26 protein-coding genes are annotated in these 25,899 nt (G+C 72.2%); 17 read left to right on the forward strand and 9 right to left on the reverse strand.

Annotation, left to right across the window (positions count from 1 at the left end; all coding sequences use genetic code 11):
• Positions 1-8: 8 nt before the first annotated feature.
• From BLW78_RS19925 to fdhF, 3 genes are all read left to right on the forward strand, one after another.
• Entirely contained in the window at positions 9-323 is a 315-nt protein-coding gene (locus BLW78_RS19925; protein ID WP_091681631.1) for a hypothetical protein, read from the forward strand.
• Between the two features lie 62 nt (positions 324-385).
• Positions 386-2,104: an NAD(P)H-dependent oxidoreductase subunit E gene (locus tag BLW78_RS19930; protein ID WP_091681633.1), complete on the forward strand. Its 1,719-nt coding sequence runs from the start codon at positions 386-388 to the stop codon at positions 2,102-2,104.
• A 55-nt stretch (positions 2,105-2,159) separates the two neighbouring features.
• Positions 2,160-5,129 (forward strand): formate dehydrogenase subunit alpha, encoded by a 2,970-nt coding sequence (gene fdhF / locus BLW78_RS19935; RefSeq protein WP_091681635.1) that lies wholly within the window; start codon positions 2,160-2,162, stop codon positions 5,127-5,129.
• A gap of 397 nt (positions 5,130-5,526) precedes the next feature.
• On the opposite strand, the gene BLW78_RS19940 is transcribed toward fdhF, so the two are convergent.
• From BLW78_RS19940 to BLW78_RS19950, 3 genes are all read right to left on the reverse strand, one after another.
• Positions 5,527-5,856: a winged helix-turn-helix domain-containing protein gene (locus BLW78_RS19940; RefSeq protein ID WP_091681636.1), complete on the reverse strand. Its 330-nt coding sequence runs from the start codon at positions 5,854-5,856 to the stop codon at positions 5,527-5,529.
• Between the two features lie 155 nt (positions 5,857-6,011).
• A complete protein-coding gene (locus BLW78_RS19945) occupies positions 6,012-8,000 on the reverse strand; it encodes a molybdopterin biosynthesis protein (protein ID WP_091681638.1) in 1,989 nt (662 codons plus the stop codon).
• The gene (locus BLW78_RS19950; RefSeq protein ID WP_091681640.1) at positions 7,997-9,088 is read right to left on the reverse strand and encodes a molybdopterin-binding protein; all 1,092 of its coding nucleotides are present in this window, start codon (positions 9,086-9,088) and stop codon (positions 7,997-7,999) included. Before BLW78_RS19950 ends, BLW78_RS19945 begins: the two co-directional genes overlap by 4 nt.
• Positions 9,089-9,312: 224 nt before the next feature.
• Here BLW78_RS19950 and BLW78_RS19955 point away from each other — a divergent pair, with 224 nt between their 5' ends.
• The 5 genes from BLW78_RS19955 (at position 9,313) to BLW78_RS19975 (ending at position 12,968) form a co-directional block, all read left to right on the forward strand.
• Positions 9,313-10,008, forward strand: a complete 696-nt coding sequence (locus BLW78_RS19955; protein WP_020094847.1) for an ABC transporter permease — start codon at positions 9,313-9,315, stop codon at positions 10,006-10,008.
• A complete protein-coding gene (locus BLW78_RS19960) occupies positions 10,005-10,715 on the forward strand; it encodes an ATP-binding cassette domain-containing protein (RefSeq protein WP_091681642.1) in 711 nt (236 codons plus the stop codon). Before BLW78_RS19955 ends, BLW78_RS19960 begins: the two co-directional genes overlap by 4 nt.
• Entirely contained in the window at positions 10,688-11,533 is an 846-nt protein-coding gene (locus BLW78_RS19965; protein ID WP_091681644.1) for an ABC transporter substrate-binding protein, read from the forward strand. The genes BLW78_RS19960 and BLW78_RS19965 overlap by 28 nt, the downstream gene beginning before the upstream one ends.
• A 352-nt stretch (positions 11,534-11,885) precedes the next feature.
• A complete protein-coding gene (locus tag BLW78_RS19970; protein ID WP_244526995.1) occupies positions 11,886-12,551 on the forward strand; it encodes a 5-formyltetrahydrofolate cyclo-ligase in 666 nt (221 codons plus the stop codon).
• Positions 12,552-12,758: 207 nt separating this feature from the next.
• Complete coding sequence (locus tag BLW78_RS19975) at positions 12,759-12,968, forward strand: cold-shock protein (protein ID WP_020094851.1); 210 nt, start codon at positions 12,759-12,761, stop codon at positions 12,966-12,968.
• A gap of 37 nt (positions 12,969-13,005) precedes the next feature.
• Here the strand turns inward: BLW78_RS19975 and BLW78_RS19980 are convergent, their stop codons facing one another.
• Positions 13,006-13,257, reverse strand: coding sequence for a hypothetical protein (locus BLW78_RS19980; protein WP_020094852.1), 252 nt, complete (start codon positions 13,255-13,257; stop codon positions 13,006-13,008).
• 146 nt (positions 13,258-13,403) lie between these two features.
• Here BLW78_RS19980 and BLW78_RS19985 point away from each other — a divergent pair, with 146 nt between their 5' ends.
• From BLW78_RS19985 to BLW78_RS19995, 3 genes are all read left to right on the forward strand, one after another.
• Positions 13,404-14,084, forward strand: coding sequence for a spermidine synthase (locus BLW78_RS19985; protein WP_091681648.1), 681 nt, complete (start codon positions 13,404-13,406; stop codon positions 14,082-14,084).
• A gap of 190 nt (positions 14,085-14,274) precedes the next feature.
• On the forward strand, positions 14,275-14,535 hold the full coding sequence (locus tag BLW78_RS19990; protein ID WP_020094854.1) for a hypothetical protein: 261 nt from the start codon (positions 14,275-14,277) through the stop codon (positions 14,533-14,535).
• Between the two features lie 87 nt (positions 14,536-14,622).
• The gene (locus BLW78_RS19995) at positions 14,623-14,898 is read left to right on the forward strand and encodes a hypothetical protein (protein ID WP_020094855.1); all 276 of its coding nucleotides are present in this window, start codon (positions 14,623-14,625) and stop codon (positions 14,896-14,898) included.
• Positions 14,899-14,950: 52 nt separating this feature from the next.
• On the opposite strand, the gene BLW78_RS20000 is transcribed toward BLW78_RS19995, so the two are convergent.
• A complete protein-coding gene (locus tag BLW78_RS20000) occupies positions 14,951-15,346 on the reverse strand; it encodes a TIGR02300 family protein (RefSeq protein WP_020094856.1) in 396 nt (131 codons plus the stop codon).
• Between the two features lie 373 nt (positions 15,347-15,719).
• Here BLW78_RS20000 and BLW78_RS20005 point away from each other — a divergent pair, with 373 nt between their 5' ends.
• On the forward strand, positions 15,720-16,103 hold the full coding sequence (locus BLW78_RS20005; protein ID WP_042672250.1) for a phospholipase A2 family protein: 384 nt from the start codon (positions 15,720-15,722) through the stop codon (positions 16,101-16,103).
• Between the two features lie 204 nt (positions 16,104-16,307).
• Here BLW78_RS20005 and BLW78_RS20010 read toward each other — a convergent pair whose 3' ends face one another.
• A complete protein-coding gene (locus BLW78_RS20010) occupies positions 16,308-16,592 on the reverse strand; it encodes a hypothetical protein (protein ID WP_020094858.1) in 285 nt (94 codons plus the stop codon).
• A gap of 298 nt (positions 16,593-16,890) precedes the next feature.
• Between BLW78_RS20010 and BLW78_RS20015 the strand changes: the two genes are divergently transcribed.
• The 5 genes from BLW78_RS20015 (at position 16,891) to BLW78_RS20035 (ending at position 22,697) form a co-directional block, all read left to right on the forward strand.
• Positions 16,891-17,157 (forward strand): hypothetical protein, encoded by a 267-nt coding sequence (locus tag BLW78_RS20015; protein ID WP_042672249.1) that lies wholly within the window; start codon positions 16,891-16,893, stop codon positions 17,155-17,157.
• Positions 17,158-17,668: 511 nt separating this feature from the next.
• Positions 17,669-19,285: a GMC family oxidoreductase gene (locus BLW78_RS20020; RefSeq protein WP_091681650.1), complete on the forward strand. Its 1,617-nt coding sequence runs from the start codon at positions 17,669-17,671 to the stop codon at positions 19,283-19,285.
• Between the two features lie 333 nt (positions 19,286-19,618).
• Positions 19,619-20,515, forward strand: a complete 897-nt coding sequence (locus BLW78_RS20025; RefSeq protein ID WP_244526992.1) for a class I SAM-dependent methyltransferase — start codon at positions 19,619-19,621, stop codon at positions 20,513-20,515.
• 251 nt (positions 20,516-20,766) lie between these two features.
• Positions 20,767-21,111 (forward strand): hypothetical protein, encoded by a 345-nt coding sequence (locus BLW78_RS20030; RefSeq protein ID WP_091681653.1) that lies wholly within the window; start codon positions 20,767-20,769, stop codon positions 21,109-21,111.
• A 353-nt stretch (positions 21,112-21,464) separates the two neighbouring features.
• Positions 21,465-22,697: a DUF3095 domain-containing protein gene (locus BLW78_RS20035; RefSeq protein WP_091681655.1), complete on the forward strand. Its 1,233-nt coding sequence runs from the start codon at positions 21,465-21,467 to the stop codon at positions 22,695-22,697.
• Here BLW78_RS20035 and BLW78_RS20040 read toward each other — a convergent pair.
• Genes BLW78_RS20040 through BLW78_RS20050 form a run of 3 tightly spaced genes read right to left on the reverse strand, consistent with a single transcriptional unit; the run spans position 22,682 to position 25,838 of the window.
• A complete protein-coding gene (locus tag BLW78_RS20040; RefSeq protein WP_091681657.1) occupies positions 22,682-24,508 on the reverse strand; it encodes a saccharopine dehydrogenase family protein in 1,827 nt (608 codons plus the stop codon). The genes BLW78_RS20035 and BLW78_RS20040 overlap by 16 nt on opposite strands.
• A complete protein-coding gene (locus BLW78_RS20045) occupies positions 24,505-25,224 on the reverse strand; it encodes a DUF4166 domain-containing protein (protein ID WP_091681659.1) in 720 nt (239 codons plus the stop codon). Before BLW78_RS20045 ends, BLW78_RS20040 begins: the two co-directional genes overlap by 4 nt.
• Positions 25,225-25,280: 56 nt before the next feature.
• The gene (locus BLW78_RS20050) at positions 25,281-25,838 is read right to left on the reverse strand and encodes a GbsR/MarR family transcriptional regulator (protein ID WP_026605207.1); all 558 of its coding nucleotides are present in this window, start codon (positions 25,836-25,838) and stop codon (positions 25,281-25,283) included.
• Between the last annotated feature and the right edge of the window lie 61 nt (positions 25,839-25,899).

The raw sequence follows: 25,899 nt of genomic DNA on the forward strand, positions 1-25,899 counted from the left end.
GCCTGAGCATGGGCGACGCATCCTCCGCGGCGGACTGGGCCGCCATCGTGACGGACGCCTACTGCGCCGACGCGAAGCCGCCGCTCACGCAGGAGCTCGCCGGCCGGGTCCGCGACGCGCTCGCCCAGGCGGTCGCGTCGCCGGCCGGAGACGCGCCGGGCTCCCTGTTGGACCGCCTGAACGACGCCCTCGACGCGTTCGAGACCGAGCTGCGCTCCGTCGTCGGACCCAGGGTCACGTCCCTGGACGAGGCGACGGGCGCGGCCACGATGAAGCCGCGGTCCGAGGCCGGCCAGCCGCTCCGGGCCTTCGGCGGCCAGTAGCCTCCGACCGGACCTCAGGACACCGCGACCACCCGTCCCAGCAGTTGGAAATCAGATACCGCATGAGTGAGGCACCGGGGACAGTCAGGACTTTCTCGCATCCCGGCCGGGGGCGGAACAAGGCGCGCAGCGTCCCCAAGGGGCGCCAGGTCGAGCCGCGGGCGAAGGTCGAGATCGAGGAGCTTCTCGGCTCCCGCTCGCGCCAGCGCGACCTGCTCATCGAGCACTTGCACCTGATCCAGGACACCTACGGCCAGATCAGCGCCGAGCACCTGGCGGCGCTCGCCGACGAGATGGCCCTGGCCTTCGCCGAGGTGTTCGAGACCGCGACTTTCTACGCGCATTTCGACGTCGTGAAGGAGGGTGACGCCTCGATCCCGCGGCTGACCGTCCGGGTCTGCGACAGCATCACCTGCGCGATGTTCGGCGCCGACGAGCTGCTGGAGACGCTCCAGCGGGAACTCGCCTCCGACGCCGTCCGCGTCGTGCGCGCGCCCTGCGTCGGCCTGTGCGACCACGCGCCCGCCGTCGAGGTCGGGCACAACTTCCTGCACAAGGCCGACCTCGCCTCCGTGCGGGCCGCGGTCGAGGCCGGCGACACGCACGCCCATATCCCGGACTACGTCGACTACGAGGCCTATCGGGCCGCCGGCGGGTACGCGACCCTCGACCGGCTCCGCAGCGGCGACCTTCCGGTCGACGACGTCCTGAAGGTGCTCGACGACGGCGGCCTGCGCGGCCTCGGCGGCGCGGGCTTCCCGACGGGGCGCAAGTGGCGCTCGGTGCGCGGCGAGCCCGGGCCCCGGCTGATGGCGGTCAACGGGGACGAGGGCGAGCCGGGCACCTTCAAGGACCAGCTCTACCTCAACACCGACCCGCACCGCTTCCTCGAGGGCATGCTGATCGGCGCCCACGTCGTCGAGGCGCCCGAGGTCTACATCTACCTGCGCGACGAGTATCCCATCTCCCGCGAGATCCTGACGCGCGAGATCGCGAAGCTCCCCGCGGGCGGTCCGCGCATCCACCTGCGCCGCGGCGCCGGCGCCTATATCTGCGGCGAGGAATCCTCGCTGATCGAGTCCCTCGAAGGCAAGCGCGGGCTGCCGCGGCACAAGCCGCCGTTCCCGTTCCAGGTCGGCCTGTTCAACCGTCCGACGCTGATCAACAACATCGAGACGCTGTTCTGGGTCCGCGACCTGATCGAGCGGGGCGGCGACTGGTGGAAGAGCCACGGCCGCAACGACCGCGTCGGCCTGCGCTCCTACTCGGTCTCGGGGCGCGTGAAGGAGCCGGGGGTGAAGCTCGCCCCGTCCGGCCTCACCATCCAGGAACTGATCGACGAGTATTGCGGCGGCATGGCGGACGGCCACACCTTCGCGGCCTACCTGCCGGGCGGCGCGTCGGGCGGCATCCTGCCGGCGTCGATGAACGACATCCCGCTCGATTTCGGGACGCTGGAGAAGTACGGCTGCTTCATCGGCTCCGCCGCGGTCGTGATCCTGTCGGACCGGGACGATGTGCGCGGCGCCACGTTGAACCTGATGAAGTTCTTCGAGGACGAGAGCTGCGGGCAGTGCACCCCCTGCCGTTCGGGGACCCAGAAGGCCCGCATCCTGATGGAGCAGGGCGTCTGGGACACCGAGCTCCTGGGCGAATTGTCCCAGTGCATGCGGGACGCCTCGATCTGCGGCCTCGGCCAAGCCGCCTCGAACCCGCTCAGCAGCGTCATCAAGTACTTCCCGGACCTGTTCCCCGCCCCGCGCGCCGCGGCTGCCGAGTGAGGCAACCGATGGTACCGGCGAATTCTATCCCGATGTCCGAGCCAGGAGCGGCCGCATGAGCAACGCCCCCGAACAGCGCGGCGACAAGACCGAGAAGCCCGAGATCCGGGCCGACGGGCTGCAGGATGCGGGCGGCCCCGCGCCGGGCCCGAAGCCGGGAGCCGGCGGCTCCTACTCGGAAGGCGCGAAGGCGGGCGGCCAGGCGGCCCCGGAGCCGTCGGGCCTGCACGATCTCAAGGAGCGGCCGACCGCCCCCCCGACCATCGCGTTCGAATTCGACGGACAGCAGGTCGAGGCCGCCCCCGGCGAGACGATCTGGGCCGTCGCCAAGCGCCTCGGCACCCACATCCCGCACCTCTGCCACAAGCCCGAGCCCGGCTATCGCCCGGACGGCAATTGCCGCGCCTGCATGGTCGAGATCGAGGGCGAGCGCGTGCTGGCCGCCTCGTGCAAGCGCACGCCGGCCGTGGGCATGAAGGTCAAGTCCGCGACCGAGCGCGCCACCAAGGCCCGCGCCATGGTGCTCGAGCTGCTCGTGGCCGACCAGCCCGAGCGCGCGACCTCGCACGACCCGACCTCGCACTTCTGGGTACAGGCCGACTTCCTCGACGTGTCCGAGAGCCGCTTCCCCGCGGCCGAGCGCTGGACCGGCGACTTCAGCCACCCGGCCATGAGCGTCAATCTCGACGCCTGCATCCAGTGCAACCTCTGCGTCCGCGCCTGCCGCGAGGTCCAGGTCAACGACGTGATCGGCATGGCCTACCGCTCGGCCGACGCGAAGGTGGTGTTCGACTTCGACGACCCGATGGGCGGCTCGACTTGCGTGGCCTGCGGCGAGTGCGTCCAGGCCTGCCCGACCGGCGCGCTGATGCCGTCCGCCTACCTCGACGCCGAGCACAACACCCGGACGGTCTATCCCGACCGCGAGGTGACCTCGCTGTGCCCCTATTGCGGCGTCGGCTGCCAGGTCTCCTACAAGGTGAAGGACGAGAGGATCGTCTACGCCGAGGGCGTGAACGGCCCGGCCAACCACAACCGGCTCTGCGTGAAGGGCCGCTTCGGCTTCGACTACGTCCACCACCCCCATCGCCTGACGGCGCCGCTGATCCGCCTGGACAACGTCCCGAAGGACGCCAACGACCAGGTCGACCCGGCCAACCCGTGGACGCACTTCCGCGAGGCGACCTGGGAGGAGGCGCTCGACCGCGCCGCCGGCGGCCTCAGGACGGTCCGCGACACCCATGGCCGAAAGGCGCTCGCCGGCTTCGGCTCCGCGAAGGGCTCGAACGAGGAGGCCTACCTCTTCCAGAAGCTGGTGCGGCTCGGGTTCGGCTCGAACAACGTCGACCACTGCACCCGGCTGTGCCACGCCTCGTCGGTGGCCGCCCTCATGGAGGGGCTGAACTCGGGCGCCGTGTCGGCGCCGTTCTCGGCGGCGCTCGACGCCGAGGTCATCATCGTGATCGGCGCCAACCCGACCGTGAACCACCCGGTGGCGGCGACCTTCCTCAAGAACGCCGTGAAGCAGCGCGGCGCCAAGCTGATCGTCATGGATCCGCGCCGGCAGGTGCTGTCGCGGCACGCCTACAAGCACCTCGCGTTCAAGCCCGGCTCGGACGTCGCGATGCTCAACGCGATGCTCAACGTGATCATCGAGGAGCGGCTCTACGACGAGCAGTACATCGCCGGCTACACCGAGAACTTCGAGGCGCTCAAAGAGAAGATCGTCGAGTTCACGCCGGAGAAGATGGCCTCGGTCTGCGGCATCGACGCGGAGACCCTGCGCGAGGTGGCCCGGCTCTACGCCCGGGCCAAGTCCTCGATCATCTTCTGGGGCATGGGCATCAGCCAGCACGTCCACGGCACGGACAACTCGCGCTGCCTGATCGCGCTCGCCCTCGTCACGGGGCAGATCGGGCGCCCCGGCACCGGCCTGCATCCGCTGCGCGGCCAGAACAACGTCCAGGGCGCGTCCGACGCCGGCCTGATCCCGATGGTCTACCCGGACTACCAGTCGGTCGAGAAGGCCGCGGTGCGGGAGATGTTCGAGGAGTTCTGGGGTCAGAAGCTCGACCCGCAGAAGGGTCTCACCGTCGTCGAGATCATGCGGGCGATCCACGCCGGCGAGATCAAGGGCATGTTCGTCGAGGGCGAGAACCCCGCGATGTCCGACCCGGACCTGAACCATGCCCGGCACGCCCTGGCGATGCTCGACCACCTCGTCGTGCAGGACCTGTTCCTGACGGAGACCGCCTTCCACGCCGACGTGGTGCTGCCGGCCTCCGCCTTCGCCGAGAAGGCCGGCACCTTCACCAACACCGACCGTCGCGTGCAGATCTCGCAGCCGGTGGTGTCCCCGCCGGGCGACGCGCGGCAGGACTGGTGGATCATCCAGGAACTGGGGAAGCGCCTCGGCCTGCCCTGGAACTACGGCGGCCCGGCCGACATCTTCCGCGAGATGGCCATGGTGATGCCGTCGTTCAACAACATCACCTGGGAGCGCCTGGAGCGCGAGGGCGCCGTGACCTACCCGGTCGACGCGCCCGACCAGCCCGGCAACGAGATCATCTTCTACGCCGGCTTCCCCACGGAGAGCGGGCGCGCGAAGATCGTCCCGGCCGCCGTGGTGCCCCCGGACGAGCTGCCGGACGAGGACTACCCGATGGTCCTGTCGACCGGTCGCGTCCTCGAGCACTGGCACACCGGATCGATGACCCGGCGCGCCGGCGTCCTCGACGCGCTGGAGCCCGAGGCGGTCGCCTTCATGGCCCCGAAGGAGCTCTACCGGCTCGGGCTGGAGCCCGGCGACACGATGAAGCTGGAGACGCGCCGCGGCGCGGTCCACCTGAAGGTGCGCTCCGACCGCGACGTGCCGGTCGGCATGATCTTCATGCCGTTCTGCTACGCCGAGGCCGCGGCCAACCTGCTGACGAACCCGGCGCTCGACCCGATGGGCAAGATCCCGGAGTTCAAGTTCTGCGCGGCCCGGGCCTCCGCCGTCCACACGGCCATGGCCGCCGAGTAGGCGGCGTGACCTCCGGCGGCGCGCCCAGGCGTGCCGCCGGCCCCTGGCGGCGGACATCGGGCTGATACTGTTTCCAATTGATCAGCCCGGTGCCGTCTTTGCGAGCGCAGCGAAGCAATCCAGTCGGCGCGACGCTGACAGATGTCGCGCGGCCCTGGGTCGCTTCGCTGCGCTCGCGATGACGCAGCGGGCTGATGCTGTTTCCGGTCGATCAGCCCGGTGCCGTCCTTGCGAGCGCAGCGAAGCAATCCAGTCGGCGCGACGCTGACAGATGTCGCGCAGCCCTGGGTCGCTTCGCTGCGCTCGCGATGACGCAGCGGGCTGCACAGACCGAAGCCGACGCCCGACCGTCGAGAGACCGCTTCCCACGGAGGCGCGCCTCTGCGCGGCCTCGCTCCTACGAATCAACCTTCATCAGCGAGGCGAGAAGGTCGAGCTCGCCCGCCACGGCCTCCGAGGCCAGCCGCTCCATGCGCAGGTAGCTGTCGAGGATGGCGTCGCCCGTGCTGGTCAGGACCGCCCCGCCGCCCCGGCGGCCGCCCTTGCTCGCGGAGACGAGCGGCTCCTGGAACGCCTTGTTCAACGTGTCGATGAGGTACCAGGCTCGCTTGTAGCTCATGCCCATCCGGCGCCCCGCGGCGGCGATGGAGCCGGTGTCGCGGATGCCGCTCAGGAGGGCGGCCTTGCCCGGTCCCAGCAGGGTGTCCGAGCCGAGCTCGATCCGCAAACTGATGCTCGTGTCCTCGCCCAACGCACACCGCCGCTTCGCTGGAGGCCCCAGCGCCTCGCAGGCGTCCCTACGCGAAACGGCCCCGTCGATCATCCCGGCGGGCGACAGGATCGTCCGTCCCGTTCCGTCGAGGCCGGCCAACGGTGCGCGCGTCACGCGGCTCGCGCGGCGGGCGTGAAGCCCAGAGCGCGCAGCGCGGCGGCCGTCCCGGGCTCGCCCAGCAGGCTCAGGAATGCCGCGAGCGCCGGCATCTCCCGAGCGTCCGCGCGATACGCGAGGTCGTAGGCCTCCTCCGTCAGCGGGCGGAAGCCCAGCCCGTAGGCATCCGCGACGCTCGCGATGGCCACGCCCCAGTCCGCCCTGCCCTGCGAGACCGCCGCGGCGACGGCGTTGTGCGAGCGCGGCTGGTTCCAGAACCCCGCCGGCCGGGCACCGTTCAGCAGCCCGTCCACGAGCAGGCGCGTGCCCGATCCGGCGTTGCGGTTGACCATCACGGCGTCGGGGTCGGCGAGCGCCGCGGCGACCGCGTCCGCGGCGTCGCGCCCTTCGAACCTGCCGTCGCCGCGGCGGAACACGACGCCCTGGAGGCGGCGCCACCCGGGCGCGAGGGACAGGCCCTCGGTGAGGAACGGGGCATTGTACCGGCCCGTCTCGGGATCGAAGAGGTGCATGGCGGCGACATCGCACTCGCCGCGCCGCAGGGCGGCGAGGCCGCCGGCCGACCCGACCCAGATGGTGCGGGCGCGGTACCCTCGCTCGCCGAGCAGGCCGACCACCCGGTCGAGGCCGATGCAGTGGCTGCCGACGATCGTCAGGTCGGGCGCCCGCACGCCGGCGCCCAGGCGGACCACGGCGACGCCCTCCCCCGCCTCGACGCCGGCGCGCGCGGCCGGAACCGCGAAGAAGCCGTCCGCCTGCGAGAAGGCGGTGACCGAACCCGAGCCCTTCGGCAGCGGCAGGGCGATCGTCCCCTCGGGACCGTGGGCGAGGGAGGTCATCACGAACTCGGTGCGGCCGAGTTCGGAGGGCACCCGCTGGGACACGCGCGCCGCGATCGTCTCGTCCTCGCGCGGCGGCAACCCGGCGAGCGCCCGCACGTACGGCACGACGAAGTCGTGGAAGGTGAACATCGCGGAGGTGGGGAATCCCGGCAGGACGATGACCGGCCTTCCCTGCGCCACTGCCACGCAGAGCGGCTTCCCGGGCTTCAGGGCCACGCCGTGGAACAGGATTCCCGGCTCGCCGAGGCGGGACAGCACCCGGTGCGACACGTCGCCGGCGCCTTTGGACGTGCCGCCCGAGAGCACGACGAGGTCGCTGTCCCGGAGGGCGGACCGGAGGGCGGCCTCGAGGACGGAAGCCTCGTCGCGCACGATCCCGAGCCGGACCGGCTCCCCGCCGTTCTCGGTCACCGCGGCCGCGATGATCGCGCCGTTGGAATCGTAGATCGCGCCCTCGGGCAGGGGCTCGCCCGGTGCGACCAGCTCGTCCCCCGTGGACAGGATTGCGACCCGCGGGCGTCCGGTGACGTCGACGGCCGCGAGGCCGCACGCCGCCAGCATGCCGATCTCGCGGGCGGTGATCCGCGTTCCCGCGCGCAGCACCGTCTCGCCGCGGGCCATGTCGGCCCCGGCATAGCCCACGAACTGCGCCGGCCGCACCGCGGTCAGGACATCGACGGTGAGGCTCCGGGCGTCGAACTCCGTGTGCTCGACCATCACCACCGCGTCGGCGCCGCGGGGGATCACGCCGCCGGTGGCGATCGGCGTCGCCGTACCCGGCTGGACGACGATGGCCGGCGCGACGCCGCAGGCGAGGATCTCGCGGTTCAGCGTGAGACGCCGCGGGCTCGCCGGCCCGGCGCCTTCCGTGTCGGTCGCGCGCAGGGCGAAACCGTCGACCAGGGACCGGTCGAAGGGCGGCACGTCCATGGGCGAGGCGACGTCGCGGGCCAGAACGCGCCCGAGCGCGTCGTCCAACGACACCGTCTCGGACGGCAGGCGCGCGTGCGGGACCGCCGCCCGGAACCGCGCGAGCGCGTCGTCCCGGCTCATCACCCGGAGAAACTGCTCCTGGCTCGAGGCCGCGGCGAGGCGCGCGACGAAATCCGCCGCCCCGTCACGGTCCGCGTCGGCGCTCACAGGGCCCAAACCTCTACCTCCTCGCCGGCCCGGAAGCCTTCGCTCTCCGGCTCGACCACGACGATGCCGTCCGCCTGCACCAACCGACCGAGCGGGAGGCCGGCTCCGCCCAGCGGCTCCACGCCGTCCGACCCGCTCCGGACGAAGACGACCTCGGACAGACCGATCGACGAGACGATCTTCCGGAGGAGGACGTGCCGCCGCGGCGAGCGCTCCCGCGCGCCGGCGAGCCGCGCGATGAGCGGACGGCCGAGGGCCAGGAACGCGGCGAGCGCCGCCTCGGGAGGCCCGGGCACCAGGAGGACCGGCCTGCCGGCCGCGGAGCCGACCGCGGTGGTCTCCCCGGGCCGCAGGGCGATGCCGTGCGCGCGGACGTCTCCGGCGCGGGCGAGGGCCGCCGCGCTTTGGTCCGAGCGGCCGAAACCGCTGCCCCCGACCACCAGCACCGCGTCCGCCGTGCCGCCGCGGATCGCCTCGGCGATCTCCTCGCCCCCCCGGGCGCGAACCGCCTCGGTCGCCCCGCCCGCCCGCGCGATCAGACGCCCGAGCAGGGGCGACACGGTATCGAGGCTGGACGTCCCGGCGGTGACGACGCGCAAGCGCGGCTGACGGACATCGACCGCCTCCAGGCCGGCCGCCTCCAGGACGAGCAGGTGAAGGGGCTCGATCCGGGTGCCGGCCTCGATCAGCCGCGCGTTGGCGGCGACGTCGTCTCCCGCCCCGCGCACGCCCTCCCGCGGGGCGATGTCCGCGACGACCATGCCGTCCGCGAATCCCTCCGGGGGCAGGACGGCATCGGTGCCCGACGGCAACGGCTGTCCCGCCTCGACCCAGGGTGGCGGTCGCGCCGGGAAGATCGGCGCGTAGGCCGACGCGCCGCCCACCGCGGCGGCCTCGACCGCGAAGCCGTCCCGCATCGCCGTCGGGCCCGCGGGCACGGCGGCGTGCGCGACGACCGCTCGCGCGGCGACGCGTCCGAGCGCCGCTGCGAGCGGGACGGTCGCGGGTTCGACGGGAGCCGCCGCGCCGCTGAGCAGGATCGCCGCCTCCCGAAGCGGGATCAGCGCCGAGGACGCATTCCGGATCATCGTGGCGGCGATGCGCCATCCGGGTTCGATGATCAAGGGCCGGCGCGGCGGCCGACCCGCCGACACGACAACGGTCGCCCCGGGCGATATGCTCACCGCCTACCCGCACGCGCTCCCCTGACAGGCATGACAGGTCCATTCCGCCGAACCTGCGTCACGAGGTCGGCCTCGACGGCTGATCTCGCCATCCGCCTCGTCCGATTCCCGAGGACCGGCCCGGGGGCATGATGCAGACGCTCCAGGACATCCTCTCCCGCCTGTTCAGCCTGGATCGGGACGTGCTGGCGATCGCGTGGCTGTCGCTGCGTGTCAGCCTCACCGCCGTCGGCATTGGTCTCGTGCTCGGTATACCCCTGGGTGCGTTCCTGGCCGTCGCCCGCTTCCCCGGACGCGGCGCCGCGGTCGGCCTGCTCAACGCCTTCATGGGGCTGCCGCCGGTGCTCGTCGGCCTCGCGCTCTACCTCGTCCTGTCCCGCTCCGGTCCGCTCGGACCGCTCGGCCTGCTGTTCACCCCCGCCGCGATGATCGCCGCGCAGGCGACGCTCGCGACCCCGCTCGTCGCCGCCCTGACGCAGCAGGTCGTCGCCGACGCCCGGGTGCATCTCGGGGAGCAGTTGCGCTCCCTCGGGCTCTCCGCACCGCGTCAGGCCGCGGCGATGATCTACGACGTGCGCTTCTCCCTCGTGACCGCCGCGCTCGCCGCGTTCGGCCGGGCGATCTCGGAGATCGGCGCGGTCCTCGTCGTCGGCGGGAACATCGACGGGTATACCCGCACGATGACGACGGCGATCTCCCTGGAGACCCAGAAGGGCGATCTCAGCCTCGCCCTGGCGCTCGGCCTCGTGCTGATCGGCCTCGTTCTGGTGGTGAACGTCGCCGTGGCCCTGCTCCGCCGGCACGCCGCGCGGGTGTACGGATGAGCGCGACACCGGCCATCCGCCTCGAGGACGTGACCCTGGTCCTCGACGGTCGGACGGTGCTCGACCGTCTCTGCCTGGAGGTCGCTGCGGGCAGCGTCACGGCCGTCATCGGCCCGAACGGGGCGGGCAAGAGCGTCACCCTGAGGGTCGTCGACGGGCTCCTGCGGCCCGACGGCGGCACGGTGCAGGTCGGCCCGCACCGGCGGGCCTTCGTGTTCCAGCGGCCGGCGCTGATCCGCGCGACCGCGGCCGCGAACGTCGCGCTGGCTCTCGGAGACCTGCCCCGTCCTGCGCGGGCCGCGCGGGTGGAGGAGGCGCTGGCCCGCGTCCGCCTCTCCGAGCGCGCCCGCGATCCCGCGACGCGTCTCTCCGGCGGCGAGCAGCAGCGGCTGGCGCTGGCCCGTGCCTGGGCGGTCGGCCCCGGCCTGCTCCTCCTCGACGAGCCGACCGCGAACCTCGACCCGGCCTCGACCGAGATCGTCGAGGGATTGGTGTCCGCGATGGCGCGGGCGGGCACCACGGTCGTGCTCGTCTCACACAATCTCGGGCAGGTGGCGCGCCTCGCCGACGCGGTGATCGTGCTGGCCTCGGGCCGCGCCGTCGAGCATGGTCCCGCCCGACAGATCCTGTTCTCGCCCCGGACGTCCGAGGCGCGGGCCTACCTCGCTGGGGAATTGCCGTGGACGCCTTTCGTCGCCGCCTCCTGATCCTGGGACTGGCCGCGCTCCTGAGCGCGGCCGGCGTCCTGCCGCCGGCCGAGGCCGAACCGGTGTCGATCGTCGTCGCCTCGACGACCTCGACCGAGCAGTCCGGCCTGTTCAAGCACATCCTCCCGCTCTTCCGGGAGGCGTCCGGGATCGACGTGAAGGTCGTCGCCCTGGGCACGGGACAGGCGCTCGACGCGGCGCGCCGCGGCGATGCCGACGTGGTCCTGGTCCACGACCGTCCGGCCGAGGACAAGTTCCTCGCCGAGGGCTTCGCGAAGCGGCGGTACGACGTGATGTACAACGATTTCGTGCTGATCGGCCCGGCCTCCGATCCGGCCGGCGTGCGCGGCCTGGGCGTGCGCGAGGCCTTCGCCAAGCTCGCGGCCAGCAAGGCGGCGTTCGTGTCGCGCGGGGACCGCTCGGGCACTCACAGCGCCGAGCTGCGCAGCTGGAAGGAGGCGGGCGTCGATCTCGCGGCCGTGCGCGGCCCCTGGTACCGGGATGTCGGCCAGGGCATGGGGCCCGCGCTCAACACGGCCTCGGCCCTCGGCGCCTACATCCTCGCCGACCGGGGGACCTGGCTCGCGTTCAAGAACCGCGCCGACCTGGTCATCCTGGTCCAGGGGGACCGGAGCCTGTTCAACCCCTACGGCGCGATGCTGGTGGATCCCGACAGGCACCCCGGCGTGAAGGCGAAGCAGGGACAGGCCTTCATCGACTGGCTCGTCTCACCGGAGGGGCAGCAGGCGATCGCGGGCTACAAGGTCGGCGGCGAGCAGCTGTTCTTCCCGAGCGCCGGCGCGCCCGTGACGCGCTGACCGGGGATCCCCGGGTCGAAGCGCCGGACCGCCGTCGACGCGCGCGCCTGCCCGTCCCGGGCACCCGCGAGGGTGGGCGGCGGATCTCGCCGGCATTCGCCATCGTGCCGCTCGGAGACCGGCCAGGGACGATGGCCGGCCGGGTCGGGGCGGCGCGGGACGTCGCGATCCGCTTCACCGAACCGGAGGTGCCGAGCGCGCGTTTGGCCGAGGTCACCCAGGACTGTGCGGGTCCACCGTCGCGAGGGAGATCATCGTGGTCGGGCATTCAACCGAGCGGCCTGAGACGCCCCCGGAACCCGCGGCGCCCGAACACTCCGCGTTCGGCGCGTACAGCTCTCCACCCTGCTTCATGCACGAGCTCGGCCCCGACTTCGTCGGCCCGGCGGCGGAGCCTCGGCCTTCCGAACCCTGCGGTCCTGAGAGCGCCGCATCCGACTGGCCGAGCGTGCGGCAATGGCGAAAGGAGACCCGCGCCGCGCTCATCGCGCGGCGGGTCGGCATCTCCGCCCAGGACCGCGCCGCCCGGAGCGAGCGGATCGAGCAGGGTCTCCGAGCCGCTCTACCTTCGGCATCGGGCCTATCGATCGGTCTCTACTGGCCCTTCAGGGGCGAGTTCGACGCCAGATCCCTCCTGACGGAGCTGCGCGGAAGCGGGGCGCGACTGGCGCTTCCGGTCGTCGTCGAGAAGGCGCGCCCGCTCCAGTTCCGGGTCTGGTCGCCGGGCGAGCGCATGATCCGCGGCGTCTGGAACATACCCGTTCCCGCAGAGGGCGAGATTGTCGACCCGGACGTCCTGATCGCGCCGCTCGTCGGCTTCGATCAGGCAGGGTACCGCCTGGGATACGGCGGCGGCTTCTATGACCGGACCATCGCGTCCAGGTCGACGAAGCCGCGGGTCATCGGCGTCGGCTTCGAGCTCGCGCGGCTCGCGACGATCCACCCGCGGGCGCACGACGTCCCCATGGACATCATCGTGACGGAAGGCGGCGTCTGGCCCCGCACGGAGCGACCCTGATCGCGCCGCGGAGCGGGCCGGTGCCCGCGCTGGCCGGCTCGGCAGAGCCTGGCCCAGGACCGTTCGGCCTGAGGTCGGCGGATGAGGGCGCGGGGGTCTCAACCGAGGCTCCTGATCGCGAGTGCCCTTGGAACAGGCGGCCGCGGCGGCTCGTTCAGGCGTCACGGCCCGCCACGTTGGCGAGCCGGTGACGACCAGGATACAGCCATGGCTACAGGCACCGTGAAGTGGTTCAACGAGACCAAGGGCTACGGTTTCATCCAGCCCGACGATGGCGGCAAGGACGTGTTCGTTCACATCTCGGCCGTCGAGCGTGCGGGCCTTCGCTCCCTCAACGAGGGTCAGAAGATCTCCTATGACGTCGAGGCGGACCGCCGCAGCGGCAAGGAGAGCGCCGCCAACCTGAAGGCTGGCTGAGCACCGCGCGACGAGTGGCCTGTATCGGGGCCGCTCGTCACAGATCGGGCTTCGAACTCGGGGCAGGAGACCGCGTCAGGCTCTCGATCTCCCGCATCGGCCTCCCCGACTTGCGGGCGATCTCCTCTTCCTGCTCGGTGATGAGAGTGCGTGCCGGCTCGTCGCCGTCGAGGCCGCCCAGGATCTCGGCCGGCACGCGCCGATTCGAGGCGCGGCTGCCGTCGGCGTAGGTGACGTCGAACAGCACGAACCCCTGCACCTTCGGCAGAGACTTGGTACGCTTGGCCATGAGGGGTATGCCGGCTTCTCGGACGAGGCGAACGCCGTCGCGGCCCCTGCGTCTTGCAGGCGCGACGCGCGGTCAGGAGCGCGTCTCATAACCCATCCTTCCCGTTTGCCGGAATATCCATGGCGCCGGCCCACAGAGGGACGCCTGTGACATCTTGGATGCACATCGACACCGGCCTCGTTCCCGGCGGGACCCCGTTGCACCTGATGCAGCGGGGCCACGAGTTCTCCATCGTCGCCGACACGATCGAGCTGATGAACAGCACCCGCGGGGCCTCCGAGGAGGCGCTGGCGATCCTCGCTTGCGGCCGGGTGCGCGGGCGGGGCGCGGCGCGGGTGCTCGTCGGCGGCCTCGGAATGGGGTTCACCCTGCGCGCGGCCCTGCGCAACCTCGAGCCAGAAGCGCGCGTCACGGTCGCCGAACTGGTACCGACGGTCGCGGCTTGGGCGCGCGGACCGCTCGCGGGCGTCTTCGCCGGCTGCCTCGACGACGCCCGCGTCGATCTGCGCGAAGCCGATGTCGAGCACCTTATCCGGTGCGGCCCGGCCGCCTGGGACGCGATCCTGCTCGATGTCGACAACGGACCGGAAGGGTTCGTGCGCCCGGAGAACGATCGCCTCTACGGCAAGCACGGGTTGGAATCGGCGCGGCGGGCGCTGCGGCCGGGCGGCGTGCTCGGCGTCTGGTCGGCCAATCCCGACCGCAAGTTCAAGGCGCGCCTCCAGCGCTCGGGTTTCGCCGTCGAAGAGGTTCGCCCCCACGCGAACGGGCGCAGCGGCCCGCGGCACGTGGTGTGGATCGCGACCTCCGCCGGCCCGACGGTCTGACCCTTCCTGAACATCGATTGGGCCGCGTTCCGGCCTTGATGGCCTTGCCTCGGCAGCGAGCGGGCGTCCTTCGCACTCTATCCTTCGCGTCCCGGCCCTCTTACACTCGATCCGTCGCCGGATCGGCCAGACTTCAGGTTCCGGCGGCTTGGGGGACGCGTGCCCCCTCCTACGGAGCCGTGAGCCCGCGATGGCCGACCTCATCGATTTCCCCGGGAAACGCCGAGGCTCCGGCTCGGCCTACCGGTTGCACCGGTTCGGCGCGGACGGCAGCGACCGCGGCACGGTCCTCATCCGAGCCCGCGACGACGCGGAGGCCAGGCATCAGGCCGACAGGCTGGCCGAGGGATTGTTGGCCGAGCTGTGGTCCGGGGACCGGCTCCTGGATCACTTCGCGCCGGCCGGCCACCCGGTTGCGGCCTGCATCGGTCCCCTGCGCGACGGGCCCTGATCCCGCGGACGCGCCGGCCTGCCGGCGCCGCGAGCCAGCCGTTGTTACATTGTTGCATGCTCTCGCGCGAGGTGCGATACGCCGCGGATGTCAGCTGAGGCCACGCTCTGGGATCTGGTGACCGCCGAGCGTATCGCCATCGAGGATGTCGGCGCCGCCGTCGACGCCTACTTGGCAGAACCGACCACTCAGGATCACGCCATCGGTCCGGACCACGTGCTCGATCTCGCGGCGGCCGTCGCGGCCCACCCCTCCGCGCCCGCGATCGTGGTCGACACCGAGTCCGACGAGCCGTCGCGCCGCATGGCGGTGCGGGCGGCCCTGCTCATGAGCCGCCCCACCACCCGATCAAACAGCGACTGAGATTGCGGCCACCCGCGCCTGTCCGCCGGACGACCGGCGGCGGCGTGCGGGCCTACTGGTCGTCATCGTCGTCGTTGACCTCGACGAGATCGCTGGTGTCGTCATCGTCCTCATCGACGACGAGGTTGTCGTCGTCGACCTGCTCCCCGTCGTCCTCGATGTCGAGCGCGTCGTCATCCTCAGCGTTGCTGTCCGTGTCCTTCTCGGCCTCCTCGGCCTCGACCTCGTCCAGCGAGACGAGTTCGGGGCCCTCCGTCTCGTCCTCTTCGTCGCTCGGCGCCTCTTTGCGCGCGACGACGGGAGCGCTCCCCCTGGAATACGATGTCGCGGCAGCGATCGGCACGACCTCGCCCGAGTAGGGCGAGATCACGGGATTCTTGCCGAGATCGTAGAACTTCTTCCCCGTCGTCGGGCAGATACGCTTCGTGCCGAGGTCCGGACGCGCCACTGAGACTCTCCCTAAAGGCCGTGAGACGCTGGATCGCCAGCGAGCATGCGGTGATGTCTACCACAGTCAGCAGCCCGATGCCCCGCCTCTTCGCGCCGAGCGAGGCGTGTCTGAACGACAGAGGTGCCGACACGCGATCGGCAGAGGAGGCAGAGGGGGAGAGTGCGGCGGGGCCCGACCTCCGTGATGCCGCGCGATGTCGCGGACGCTGCGGTGACGCAGCGACCGCGATGTCCGCGATGCGGGTAGGACGTCATCCAAATAGGGGTGGTGCTCCGGAGCACGTCGCGCGGTGATGTGTGGTGCTTAATCGTGTCTCGCACCGTCATCGCCGATGGGATTTGTGCGGCGCAGGTGCTGGAGGGTCTCCACCATGTTGACTCGCACCGTCATAGGCCTCGTCGCCCCCGTCTGCCTCGCCGCCGCGTGGGCCACGCCGTCCCTGGCACAGCCGGCCGCCAATGGCGGGCCGAAGTTCCTCATCCACGGCAACTATTGCGGCCCCGGCAACAACGCGCCTCTGCCGCCTATCGACGCCCTCGACGCAGCCTGCGCACGCCACGACGCCTGCACGCCGGATATCGGACTTCCGACAAAGGCCTGTAACCTTCGGCTGGAACGCGAGGCAGCCGCGGTTGCTCGGGACCCGCGGCAGCCGGACAATGTGCGCTCCCTCGCCGGATTCGTCGCGTCGTTCGCGGCGTCGAACGCGTCGAGCCCGGCGCCGACGGTGCTCCCCGCGAGACTGGCGCGCTGAGAGCCCGACGGATCCGCCACCATCCGCCCGCGCGGGCGCAGGGCGCCGGCTCGAACCGGAAGCCGGCGGGATCGCCGGCCGCGGGGGGTCATCCCGCCTGCGCCGTCTGCCGCCCCCGGTCCCACGCGCGGGAATCCGGTGACGGCGATGGCGCGCGCGGAGCCCGCCGCGGCCGGGCGGGCCGCGTTGCGCGAGCGTGGGGGCCTACCGTCCGCTGGGCGCGGCGTAGCTGCCGGTAACGCCGTTACCCCGGCTGCTGCCGCCCGCAGAGCCGGGGGTCTTGTTCCGGACGAAGCTCGCACCCGGATAGCGCCGCTGGACCCGCGACATCGAGTGTCGCCGCACGTGATGGCGCCTCATCCGGACGTCGGTGAGCATGTCGGACGGCGACGAGAGGCCGGTCGCGGGGCCCGCGGGAACGGCCGAGGCGGGGACGGCCAGGACGCCGAGGCCGACACCTGCGAGCGCGGCGAGAACGAGAATGCGCATAGAGCTCCTCCATGCCTCGGCGGAGATCGATCGCCTCGGCATGGAGGGAAGACCTGAAGCACGCGTCTGGTTCAATGAGCGTGCCTTCGTGAGCGCAGTCTGCCGGGCGGCCGCGCGCCGGCGGCAGAGACAGCCTGGTCACGCGCGGTCACAGCTGCGCCGCCAGCGCGATTAATCCCGGACGCCGCGTGCGCAGCGGCACGTCGCTCCGAGACAATCGCCCCCATATCAGTGTCACGCAAGATGAAATGGGCCGTAAGTCTCGGACTGTACTGCGTAAAGGAGCAAGAATTAGCCTATGAAGACCCGTATCGCCGCTACCGTCACCGCTCTCATGCTCGCCGTAGCTCCGATCTCGTCCGCCATGGCCTACGATCGTCCTGCCTGGACTGGCTCCACGCCCTACGATGTCGAAACCACGGGCTCGTTCGGCGCCCCGTTCGGCGGCCGCTACGACCGCGACCCCTGGACCTGCCCGCAGAGCTCGGCCGCGGAGGGCAATGCCAACCAGCAGAACTTCCCGGTCAAGCAGTACGGCCAGACCGCCGGCGGCAACCGCTGCTGAGGTCGGGGGACACGATGCTGAAGGCCTTCTCCTACGCGATGATCGGCGCCTTCCTGGGCGGCCTCATGATGACCGTCGTCGGCTCGGCCGGCGTGCTGATGGGCCTGTGAACCCGGCAGGATGCCGGCGGCCACCCGGTAACGGACAACGAGACTGACGCGAGCGGCGGGGTGCGAGCCTCGCCGCTTTCGCGTGTCCTGCCGCTCGATCCGCCGATCCGACCTGCCCGCTCGCCAGCTTGTGGCGCGGACGAGAAACCGTGTCCCATGTAACGCGCGCGGTCACGCGCCGAAATCCACCTGTAACAGAAGCATTGCGTTATCGATCCGCGCGTCGAACGCGGGGCGCGCGCCGCTTCGCGCGGCAGCCCGATCGCGGCGCCACTGATGTTCCGGCAATCCCGACGAGGCGATTGCTGGAGCGCGGAGACGTGAGCGTCGGAGTTTTCTGCCCGATCCTCGATGGACCGAGATCATTCCGATCCGCTGCTACAGGTGAGACCTTCCAGATCATGAGCACTTCAGACGCCCTCGACCGGGCCGATTTCGCGCGGCGGGCGGGGGAGAACCAGGCCCGGCTGACCGCCGACCTGAAACCGGCCTACGACTTCGTCGTCTGCGGCGCGGGCGCCTCCGGGTCGGTCGTCGCGCGGCGGCTGGCGGAGAACCCCGAGGTGCAGGTGCTCCTGCTCGAGGCGGGCGGCTCGGACGACGCCGAGGCCGTGCTCGATCCCGCCCTCTGGCCGACCAATCTCGGCGGGGCGCGGGACTGGGGCTTTCGCGCGGAGCCGAATGCCCACCTGAACGGACGCACGCTCTCCATGGCGATGGGCAAGGGCCTCGGCGGCGGCTCCAGCGTCAACGTGATGGTCTGGGCGCGCGGCCACCGGTGCGACTGGGACGCCTTCGCCGCCGAGGCCGGCGACGCGGCCTGGGGCTACGAGAGCGTCCTCGACATCTACCGGCGCATCGAGAACTGGCGCGGCGCCCCCGATCCGGCGCATCGCGGAAGCGGCGGTCCGGTCTGGGTGCAGCCCGCCTCCGATCCCAGCCCCGTGGCCCACGCCCTGCTCGACGCCGCGCGGGACCTCGGCATCCCGACCTTCGACAACCCCAACGGGCGCATGATGGAGGGGCCCGGCGGCGCGGCGATCACCGACATGCTGGTCCGCGACGGCCGGCGCGTCTCGCTGTTCCGCGCCTACGTCCATCCCTGGCTCGACCGCCCCAACCTGACCGTCCTCACGGACGCGCTCGTCCGCCGCGTGACCTTCGACGGCCGCCGCGCCACGGGGGTCGAGTTCGTCCACGCGGGCGCGGTCCGGACGGTCGGCGCGCGTGCCGAGACGGTCCTGTCGATGGGGGCGATCCACACACCCAAGGTGCTGATGCTCTCGGGGATCGGCGACCGGGACGAGCTCGGGGCGCTCGGCATCCCGTCGGTGCAGCACCTGCCCGGCGTCGGACAGAACCTTCAGGACCACGTGTCCTTCGGCTGCACCTGGGAGTATGCCGACCCGATCGCGCCGCGGAACAGCGGCAGCGAGGCGACCCTGTACTGGACGAGTCGGCCCGGCCTCTCGGCGCCGGACCTGCTGTTCTGCCAGGTCGAGTTTCCGGTTCCGAGCGAGCAGACCGCGGCGCGCGGCGTTCCGGCCCACGGCTGGACGATGTTCGCCGGCCTCGCGCAGCCCGCCAGCCGCGGCCGCCTGCGGCTGCGGAGCGCCGACATGGCGACGCCGCCGGTCATCGAGGCGAACTTCCTGTCCCACCCGGCCGACGTGACGGCGGCCGCGGCCTGCGTCGATCTCTGCCGCGCCCTCGGCAACGCGCCGGCGTTCCGCCCGTACGTGCGCGCCGAGGCCATGCCGGGCCCGCTGTCCGGCGCGGCGATGGCGGACTACATCCGCGATGCCGCCGTCACCTACTGGCACCAGAGCTGCACCGCCCGGATGGGCCGCGACGCGCTGGCGGTCGTGGACGGCGCGCTCCGGGTCTACGGCATCGACGGCCTGCGGGTCGCCGACGCGTCGATCCTGCCCCGCGTGACCACCGGCAACACCCAGGCGCCGTGCGCGGTGATCGGCGAACGGGCCGCCGAGATGCTGAAGCGGGCGAACGGCCTGTAACGCCCGTCGCCGCAGCGAGCACGATCGGCGGACCGGAGGGCTCGCTCAGGACGCCCCGTCGCGCGGACATCGCACCGGCCGAGCCGGGCGTCGATCCCGTCCCCGGAACCGCGACGCACAGCGCGTCGCGGACGGCCCGATCAGGCCGCGTGTGACGGCCGGAAGCGCTGAGGTCCCCTGAGCCGCTGTCGAGGAGCGCCCGGGTGGGTGATCCACGGGCTCACGGCCGGGAAAGACACCGCGGATCCTTGCCCGGCCTCTTTCCGAGGATGCCGGGCCGTCCTGTTCGGGTGCCGCGACGCGTCGTGGCGATCATCACTTCGGCGGTCGCGGATGGCTATCGACACGATTGAACACACGCTGCGCGCGATGGGAAACGCGGCGCGAGGCCTGGCCGCGATCGGTGCGGCCCTGCGATTGCGGCAAGACGCGAAGGAAGGCGCGCGGGAAAGCGCGAGGGCGGTCGATCCCGAGGTGGCGCGCCGACTGCGCGACGTGGTCGCCGCCGTCATCCCGGGCGGCCTCGGTGAGCTCGAACCCGAGCAGGTGTCCGCGCTCCTGGCATCCGTCACCCACGCGCTCGAGGAGGCGCGGGATCTGCTGGATCACCCGGAGCGGCCGCCGGTCTGGCAGGTTCGCGATCCCGCGATGTTGCAGGCTCAAGGCCAGGCGTCGCGCAGCGTCGTGCGGCGCCTCGCGGCCTTGTCGACCGAGCGCCCGTCGCTCGCGGCCGCACTCACCGGGCGCTTCCTGGATGTCGGCACCGGCGTGGGCGGCATCGCGCTGGAGGCCGCGGCACACTGGCCCTCGCTGCGGGTCGTCGGCCTGGACATCTGGGAGCCGGCCCTGGCGCTGGCGCGCGCGAACGTGGCGGCGAGCCCCTTTCACGGCCGTATCGAACTCCGTCTGCAGGATGTGACGCGGTTCGACGATTCGGCAGGCTACTCGCTGACGTGGCTTCCGGCACCCTTCCTCTCCCGGGACGCGGCCCGAACAGCGCTCGATCGGCTCACGGCTGCGCTCGAGCCGCGGGGGTATCTTGTGGTCGGACTCTACGCTCCGCCGGCGGATCCCGCGGCCGCCGCGCTCGCTGCCCTGCGGCTGGCCCGCAGCGGCGGACATCTGTGGGAAGGCGCGGACATGGAGGCTGAACTCCGCGCACGCGCCTTCACCGCGGTCGAGACTTTCGCGGGCCAGCCGGTCACGCTCGTGATGGGACAGCGCCCGTAGAGCGGTCGCACGCGCGGGGCCGACGCGGCCGACGTGGCGGCCGACGTCGCGGCCAACGGCGCGGGCCGCCTGCCCGCCGCGGCGTCGGAGTTCGCGGTCGTCCCGACCGGTCGAGGTTCGGTCGAAGCGCGCACCCGAGCCCCCGCGAGGGATCCCCGTCGAGCCCCGCGTCCGGGCTTCTGTGACCGGGATCACAGCGGCCGGCCATCGGTCGGCGGCAGAGTGCCTTCACCCCAACAGGGAGACGCACGATGAAGATGATCTCGACGAAGTTGTTGATGGTGGCGGGTCTCGCGGCCGCGACATTGGCCGGTGGTGCCGCCAGTGCCGACGCCCGCGGGTTTGGCCGTGGCGGTTTCGGACACGGAGGCTTCGGCCATCACGGAGGCTTCGGCCATCGCGGGTTCGGGCACGGAGGCTTCAGGCACGGCGGGTTCGGTCACCATCGCCATTTCTACCACCGTGGATTCCGTCGGCGCTTCGGCGGGTTCAGCTGGGGCCATCCCGCGAACAGCTCCTTCCTCGGCCCGAACTTCGGCGATTGCCGCGCGATCTACAATCCTGTCTTCTTCGGCCATGAGCGCGTGTGCGGCTAGCTGAGCGACCATCTTCGACGGATCGCGTTTCCGTCACGCGATCGGCCGCCGCTGCACGCGCGGCGGCGGCCGGCTGACCGACGCCATCCCGCAACCCCTCGCTCCGACGACGGGATCCGTGACGGCGACCCCAGCCCCATCCGTCCCGGGGATGCCGCCCGACTCTCGTGATCCGAGCCGCATCGGCCGCGGATCGAGCGACAGCTCGTAACGGCCGCGAATTCGGACCTCACGTGCCGCCCTCGCTTGAGGGCGGCACGTGGGCGTGGTGAGGGTTGTCTCACCGAGGATGGTATCGGTGACGCGATCCGGGCGCGTCACGGCGCCCTGGCGCTGCGCCGAGGAGCAGGGCGATGGCGGTGGGGACATCGATGGGTGCAGGTCAGGAACGCGAACCGGCGACACGCCGCGCGGCCCCGGATTTCTACGACAGCCTGCCCCGGTTCACCGCCTTCTCCAGCCTCATGGATCCAGGCCTCTACCGGCCCCTGCCCGCGGATTGGTGGCTCGGCGTGGCCGATGTCGTCGGCTCCCGGCAGCAGATCGGGCTTGGCCGCTACAAGGCGGTGAATGCGGCCGGCGCAGCCATCATCACGGCGGTCTCCAACGCACTCGGCCGGCGCGAATTCCCCTTCGTCTTCGGCGGCGACGGGGCCAGTTTCGCCGTCGCCCCGGACGACGCGGACGCCGCGAGAGACGCGCTGGCGGCGACGGCCAGCTGGGTCCGCGAGGCGCTGCAACTGGAGCTGCGCACCGCTCTCGTGCCGGTCTCGGCCGTGCGCGATCGCGCGCTCGACGTGCGCGTGGCGCGCTACGCGCCCAGCGCCCACGTTTCCTATGCCATGTTCAGCGGAGGTGGGCTGCCCTGGGCAGAGGCGGCCATGAAGGCCGGCGACCACGCTATCGCACCGGCCGAGGCCGGCACCCAGCCCGACCTGACCGGCCTCTCCTGCCGCTGGCAGGAGATCCGTCCCCGGCACGAGCTGATGCTCTCGCTCATGCTCGTGCCCCAGCACAGCGGCGACGCGCCGGCCTTCCGGCAACTCGTGCAGGAGCTCCTGCAGAGGCTGGAGATCAGCGGCGAGGTCGCGCGCCCGATGCAGGACGCGGGACCGGAGATGCGCGGACCGTGGGCGGGACTGGACCTCGAACTGCGCGCGATGCCGGGCTCTCGCAGGAGCCGCTTCTGGGCCAAGCTCCGCCTCGCGGCGCGATCGATACCGGAATACCTGATCTACCGCACAGGCGCGCGGGTCGGCGCGTTCGATCCCGCCGTTCTGCGGCGCGAGATCGTGGGCAACACAGATTTCCGCAAGTACGATGACGCGCTGCGGATGACGCTGGATTGCACCCGCGCCTTCGCCGATCGCCTCGAGGCGGAGCTCGCCGGCGCGGAGGCGCAGGGGATCTGCCATTTCGGCCTGCAGCGCCAGGCGGCTGCGCAGTTGACCTGCATCAGCCCTCCGGTCCCCGGCAGCGGACACATGCATTTCATCGACGGTGCCGGTGGCGGCTATGCCGCGGCGGCCGCGAATCTGAAGGGTCGCGCGGCCGATGGCGGTGCCTCGGCTCAGACCCGCCCGTGACGCGGCTCGGGACCGTGCCCGCTGCGGGACGGGGCGCGGGCGCGCGATGACGCGATCGGCAGGACGGTTACCGGCCCGGGATCCCCGCTGGGTGGCCGGGATGGGCCCTGTGCCGGATGTCCGCTCCGAGGCGGTGCGGTCGGCTCTGCGCCCGGGACGAAGCCGGATCGACTCCTTGCGCGATCGTCCGTGTCGAGCCAGCCGCGGTAATGCACCACCAGCCCGACGCGTGGCAGGGCGATCGAGACGTCGAAGCGGAACAACCCCGCCTCCTCCCACTCGCGGGCGGCGGTGCGGGGTGCGAGCGCCAGCGGCAGGGGCAGCCGCGCGACGGACCAGCCGCGCAGCACCATGCGCAGGCCGCCGCCCTCGGGCGCGAGGTCGAACCTGAAGCGGAGCGGACCGAACCGCTCCACGACGCAGCCGCGCTCTTCGGAGAACGCGCTCGTGAACCGGCGACCGGAGAACGCGCGCGTCCAGCGCTCCACCCCGCGCGTCTCGCTGAAACCGACGTGGAGATCGTGCGCGCCCGCGACCGGCAATCCGAGGAGCGCCGCGAGGCCGCGCGCGATGGGGTGGCGGCCCCGTCGCACGACGGCGCGGCCGTGCGCCCCCGCCTCGCGCAGCACGCCGTGCAGGGCCGCGACGCGCGGCGCGAGTTCGGCGAAGCGCGGACCCAGGACGCGCGCGTAGAGCGCATCGGCCTGTCCCGACTCCCGCACGTCGTGGCGGATCGACAGGCGCGCGAAGCTCGGCTCGAAATCGGACAGGTCGAGCGCGGTCCCGGCGTCGCGCGCCCCGGGCGCGATCGCACCGTCCAGGATCCGCTCGGCCAGGATCGCCGCCGGCAGCACCGGGATCTCCGGGCCATGACCGTCGGCCGCCAGGAGGGTCCAGCGCCGTTCGACGCGGCGCCCTGCGGCCGTGCCGAACATCCGGACGACCATGCCGGACCGATCCGAGCCCCAGCGCGCGGTCAGCCGCTGCGCCAGGAGAAGCCCGCGCGCGAGCCCCTGCAGGGAGGGGATCCAGCCCCAGCGCACCGGCCAGCTCGCGCACCAGAGGCCGATCGTCTGCACCGCGAGTTCGGTCCCGGCCCTGAAGGTGACCGCCGGCCGGCCCGGAAGCCGATCGGGCAGGAGATCGAGGTCCGGGACGTCCGCCAGGGCCAGCCAGCGGCGGCCGAGGGACGCGCCGTCGGACAGGGCGAAGCGCTCGCGCCGCAACGCCTGCCAGCCGACAGCCGCCGACCAGCGCTGTCCGCGCCAGAGCCGGATCGGCCGGCCCACGTAGCTCAGGATGGCCGCGGCGACCGACGTCCCGGCGGTCGCGCGGTTCGAGGCGCTGATCGCGATCTCCACGGCGGTGACCGCCTCCATCCCCTGCGCCAGGCGCCGGGCGACGGCACCGGACAGGGCGGGGACGCTCGATGCACCGGAGAGGATCGCGACGCCGGCCGCGCGTGCGGCGGCGTCGAGCTGGCCGATGCCGGTCACGAACGCCCGGCCGTCCGCGAGATCGAGGTACGGGATCGCCGCGGCGATACAGGCCCGGGGCAGGTCGTAGCCGCTGCCCTGGAAGGGGCCGGCCGCATCGATCACGAGGTCGGGACGGACACGTTCCAGCAGGGGCGCGACGGCACCGTTGCGGTCGGCCTGAAGGGGACGGCACGGGGGATGGGCCGCGCAGAACGCCTCGGCGCGCGCCAGGCGGCGGCCGGCGACGACCACGTCGTGACCGGCCGCCGCGAGCCGCCGCGACAGGCGAGCCCCGAAGCCGCCGTACCCGCCGAAGACCAGGATCGTGCTCACGCCGCCTCTCCCTGCCCCGCCGGCTCGGCGTCCTGGAAGACCGCTTCCTGGTGGATCAGCCGCCCGAACCAGGGGTGGGCGATGTCGAGGATGAAGCGGAAGGCGCCCGGCGCCGCGTCCCCGCCGGCATCGGCGTGGGTGACGGTGAGCGCGCCGGGGGTGAGCCAGCCCGGCAGGTGCAGGCGGCGCCCGAGGCAGGCGATGAAGTAGCGGTGGCTGCGAAACGTCAGCGCCCCGTCCTCGACCGCCACCGTGAGGCTCATGCCGACGCCGGCGCCGACATGCTCCTCCAGGCCGGTGGGACCGGCGAAGCGCTTGGCCGAGTGGATCACCTGCGGGAAGCCGGAGGCGCGGGCGTACAGCCGCGTCCAGACCTGACCGCCGCCATCCGGGTCCTCGGTGACGGTGACGACGCCGGCGCGGCCGGTCTGGCGTTCCAGAGGCAGCGGGCCGCCGACCAGCCGCGTCGCCTGCGCGACGAGCCAGCCGAAGCGGCTGACGTCCATCGCGACGACGTGGCCGACATAGACCGCGCTCGCCCCCTGCGCGAGCCGCTTCCCGAAGCGGCGGCGCACGGCCGGCGACAGGCTCGCCCACGCGCGTTCCGGGATCAGGGTCCGGAAGCGCAGGTCCAGCAGGTCGCCCGGCTCGGTGAGCGACCGGGCGGGGGAGAACGCGCGGGACGGCCCCGCATCGGCTCGACGGACATGTCCCATCGCGGTCACCTGGGCCCCTCGATCGGTCCGGCTCTCCGAGGACGACCCTCGGATCGTCACTCAGCCTTGGCCGGCAGGAACTTCACGATCCGGCCGCCCAGCCGGATGAGCTTGGCCAGCGTGCCCCGGGGCACGTTGAGCATCTGGCCGTACCAGCGCTCCATCGACTCGGTGAAGTCGAGCATCGCGCGCAGGCGCCGCTTGGCGACCGCCCCGAGCGCCGGGTCCGCGTCCGCTTCGGCGACGCAGGCGCGCAAGGCCGCGATGGCGGGATCGATCTCGCGCTCCTTGCGGCCGGCGGCGATGCGCGTGACCATCTCCCAGAGGTCGGTCTCGGCGGCGAAGTGGTCGCGGCGCTCGCCCATCACCGGCACGCGGCGGATCAGGTTCCAGCCGAGCAGCTCGCGCAGGGAATTCGAGACGTTCGACCGCGCGATGCCGAGCATGCCGGCGATGTCCTCGGCGGCGAGAGGGCGCTCGGAGAGGTAGAGGAGCGCGTGGATCTGCGCGACCGAGCGGTTGACGCCCCACTGGCCGCCCAGATCGCCCCAGTGCAGCACGAAGCGCTCGACCGCGGCCGGCAGGGGACTCGGTATGTCTGTTATTTCTGTCATGACAGAAATAACAGACCAGAACGAACACGCTGTCAAGCGGCCGGGATCGCGGGCTGTCGAC

It is taken from the genome of Methylobacterium sp. 275MFSha3.1, assembly GCF_900108435.1.
Classification (GTDB): domain Bacteria; phylum Pseudomonadota; class Alphaproteobacteria; order Rhizobiales; family Beijerinckiaceae; genus Methylobacterium.